The organism is Stutzerimonas tarimensis, from assembly GCF_042648805.1.
GTDB lineage: Bacteria > Pseudomonadota > Gammaproteobacteria > Pseudomonadales > Pseudomonadaceae > Azomonas > Azomonas tarimensis.
The window spans coordinates 1-3,561 of sequence record NZ_JBHRXZ010000030.1; the positions used below are offsets into that span (position 1 = coordinate 1).

Consider the following 3,561-nt stretch of genomic DNA (forward strand, 5'->3'; position numbering starts at 1 on the left):
AAAAGCGATTGGGTTTAGACCCGGCAAGACGATTGGGTCTGTAGCTCAGTTGGTTAGATCGCACCCCATGCTACTGAGGTAGAGAGCAGGGTGAGGTCGATCCGACAGGGCAGCGGAACACCCCTGATGATTGGGTCTGTAGCTCAGTTGGTTAGAGCGCACCCCTGATAAGGGTGAGGTCGGCAGTTCGAATCTGCCCAGACCCACCAATTGTTAAGGGATGTGGCCGATCTGTAAGAGGGGCCATAGCTCAGCTGGGAGAGCGCCTGCTTTGCACGCAGGAGGTCAGGAGTTCGATCCTCCTTGGCTCCACCACCCTTCGAATCGCTTGAAAGCTCAGAACTGAGCATCCGCCAGCCAGGCTGGCCGGGGTGTTGAGTTCTGGTCTTTGTGCCAGACGTTCTTTAAAAATTTGGGTATGTGATAGAAACAAGACTGGACAGTGTCTTTCACTGGGCATTGTTCAAGTCAAGGTAAGTTGCGATCAAGCGCAAATTTTCGGCGATGTCGTCTTCACGCTACGAATCTATAACCAGATTGCTTGGGGTTATATGGTCAAGTGAAGAAGCGCATACGGTGGATGCCTTGGCAGTCAGAGGCGATGAAAGACGTTGTAGCCTGCGATAAGCTTCGGGGAGTCGGCAAACAGACTTTGATCCGGAGATCTCTGAATGGGGAAACCCACCTGGCACAAGTCAGGTATCACACACTGAATACATAGGTGTGTGAGGCGAACCAGGGGAACTGAAACATCTAAGTACCCTGAGGAAAAGAAATCAACCGAGATTCCCTTAGTAGTGGCGAGCGAACGGGGATTAGCCCTTAAGTTGATTTGAGATTAGTGGAAGGCTCTGGAAAGTGCCGCCATAGTGGGTGATAGCCCCGTACACGAAAATCTCTTATCAATGAAATCGAGTAGGACGGCGCACGTGAAACGTTGTCTGAACATGGGGGGACCATCCTCCAAGGCTAAATACTACTGACTGACCGATAGTGAACCAGTACCGTGAGGGAAAGGCGAAAAGAACCCCGGAGAGGGGAGTGAAATAGAACCTGAAACCGTATGCGTACAAGCAGTGGGAGCCTACTTTGTTAGGTGACTGCGTACCTTTTGTATAATGGGTCAGCGACTTATATTCAGTGGCGAGCTTAACCGTTTAGGGGAGGCGTAGCGAAAGCGAGTCTTAATAGGGCGCTTAGTCGCTGGGTATAGACCCGAAACCGGGCGATCTATCCATGGGCAGGTTGAAGGTTGGGTAACACTAACTGGAGGACCGAACCGACTACCGTTGAAAAGTTAGCGGATGACCTGTGGATCGGAGTGAAAGGCTAATCAAGCTCGGAGATAGCTGGTTCTCCTCGAAAGCTATTTAGGTAGCGCCTCGTGTATCACTGCTGGGGGTAGAGCACTGTTTCGGCTAGGGGGTCATCCCGACTTACCAAACCGATGCAAACTCCGAATACCAGCAAGTGTCAGCACGGGAGACACACGGCGGGTGCTAACGTCCGTCGTGAAAAGGGAAACAACCCAGACCGTCAGCTAAGGTCCCAAAGTCCTGGTTAAGTGGGAAACGATGTGGGAAGGCTCAGACAGCTAGGAGGTTGGCTTAGAAGCAGCCACCCTTTAAAGAAAGCGTAATAGCTCACTAGTCGAGTCGGCCTGCGCGGAAGATGTAACGGGGCTCAAACCAGGCACCGAAGCTACGGGTTCATCCTCGGATGAGCGGTAGAGGAGCGTTCTGTAAGCCTGTGAAGGTGAGTTGAGAAGCTCGCTGGAGGTATCAGAAGTGCGAATGCTGACATGAGTAACGACAATGGGTGTGAAAAACACCCACGCCGAAAGACCAAGGGTTCCTGCGCAACGTTAATCGACGCAGGGTGAGTCGACCCCTAAGGCGAGGCTGAAAAGCGTAGTCGATGGGAAACGGGTTAATATTCCCGTACTTCTGGTTACTGCGATGGGGGGACGGAGAAGGCTAGGCCAGCTTGGCGTTGGTTGTCCAAGTTTAAGGCGGTAGGCCGAACATCTAGGCAAATCCGGATGTTCAAGGCCGAGAACCGATGACGACCTTTCTTCTAGAAAGGGAAGTGGTTGATGCCATGCTTCCAGGAAAAGCCTCTAAGCTTCAGGTAACCAGGAATCGTACCCCAAACCGACACAGGTGGTCGGGTAGAGAATACCAAGGCGCTTGAGAGAACTCGGGTGAAGGAACTAGGCAAAATGGCACCGTAACTTCGGGAGAAGGTGCGCCGGTGAGGGTCAAGCATTTACTGCGTAAGCCCATGCCGGTCGAAGATACCAGGCCGCTGCGACTGTTTATTAAAAACACAGCACTCTGCAAACACGAAAGTGGACGTATAGGGTGTGACGCCTGCCCGGTGCCGGAAGGTTAATTGATGGGGTTAGCGCAAGCGAAGCTCTTGATCGAAGCCCCGGTAAACGGCGGCCGTAACTATAACGGTCCTAAGGTAGCGAAATTCCTTGTCGGGTAAGTTCCGACCTGCACGAATGGCGTAACGATGGCGGCGCTGTCTCCACCCGAGACTCAGTGAAATTGAAATCGCTGTGAAGATGCAGTGTATCCGCGGCTAGACGGAAAGACCCCGTGAACCTTTACTGTAGCTTTGCACTGGACTTTGAGCCTGCTTGTGTAGGATAGGTGGGAGGCTTTGAAGCGTGGACGCCAGTCCGCGTGGAGCCATCCTTGAAATACCACCCTGGCATGCTTGAGGTTCTAACTCTGGTCCGTTATCCGGATCGAGGACAGTGTATGGTGGGCAGTTTGACTGGGGCGGTCTCCTCCCAAAGAGTAACGGAGGAGTACGAAGGTGCGCTCAGACCGGTCGGAAATCGGTCGCAGAGTATAAAGGCAAAAGCGCGCTTGACTGCGAGACAGACACGTCGAGCAGGTACGAAAGTAGGTCTTAGTGATCCGGTGGTTCTGTATGGAAGGGCCATCGCTCAACGGATAAAAGGTACTCCGGGGATAACAGGCTGATACCGCCCAAGAGTTCATATCGACGGCGGTGTTTGGCACCTCGATGTCGGCTCATCACATCCTGGGGCTGAAGCCGGTCCCAAGGGTATGGCTGTTCGCCATTTAAAGTGGTACGCGAGCTGGGTTTAGAACGTCGTGAGACAGTTCGGTCCCTATCTGCCGTGGACGTTTGAGATTTGAGAGGGGCTGACCTTAGTACGAGAGGACCGGGTTGGACGAACCTCTGGTGTTCCGGTTGTCACGCCAGTGGCACTGCCGGGTAGCTATGTTCGGAAGAGATAACCGCTGAAAGCATCTAAGCGGGAAACTTGCCTCAAGATGAGATCTCACTGGAGCCTTGAGCTCCCTGAAGGGCCGTCGAAGACTACGACGTTGATAGGCTGGGTGTGTAAGCGTTGTGAGGCGTTGAGCTAACCAGTACTAATTGCCCGTGAGGCTTGACCATATAACACCCAAACAATCTGATCAGGGCTCACCTGAACAGAGAGTGGCGGTCGAAGCCGACATCACCGAAAATTTGCAGATCGCAACTGCTCTGTCACATACCCTTCAGGGGCCGCGC

The 3,561-nt window shown here is 53.1% G+C and carries 2 tRNA genes and 1 rRNA gene; all 3 read left to right on the forward strand.

Going from position 1 to position 3,561, the window contains the following annotated elements:
* Positions 1–132: 132 nt before the first annotated feature.
* Positions 133–209 (forward strand) — tRNA-Ile (locus ACFOMF_RS18165).
* Positions 210–239: 30 nt separating this feature from the next.
* Positions 240–315: transfer RNA gene (locus ACFOMF_RS18170), tRNA-Ala, on the forward strand.
* Between the two features lie 238 nt (positions 316–553).
* Positions 554–3,444: ribosomal RNA gene (locus ACFOMF_RS18175) — 23S ribosomal RNA — on the forward strand.
* Positions 3,445–3,561 lie beyond the last annotated feature (117 nt).